A 355-nucleotide genomic window follows, 5' to 3' on the forward strand; every position below is an offset into this window, starting at 1 on the left:
ACTGGTGAGTTTTTGCGAGTTTTATTATCAGGCGGAAGGACAAGATATAGGATTTGATCCAGCCTTGCCTACGTCTGAGGACGATAAGCTTAAGCTCAGGCTACGCAATATGGTGCAACTGCAATCCTTGTCATGTATGGATGTAGGGATCAGTCCAACACAGTGGCAACGTCAAAGTTACCCTTCAATTGTTCAGGATCGTATTGAGGTTATTCATGATGGGATTGATACAGATACCGTCAAGCCAGATCCTGCTGCTCGGTTCCAATTACCTGATGGTCGTTGGCTAACTTCTAACGATGAGGTCATTACTTTCGTTAATCGCAATTTGGAACCTTGTCGTGGTTTTATGAGT

1 pseudogene is annotated in these 355 nt (G+C 43.9%); it reads left to right on the plus strand.

Going from position 1 to position 355, the window contains the following annotated elements:
• A pseudogene (locus tag QN347_RS19590) lies at nt 1–355 on the plus strand (glycosyl transferase family 1); the annotation flags it as partial.

Source organism: Sphingomonas sp. 10B4, assembly GCF_035019905.1.
Classification (GTDB): Bacteria; Pseudomonadota; Alphaproteobacteria; order Sphingomonadales; family Sphingomonadaceae; genus Sphingomonas; species Sphingomonas glacialis.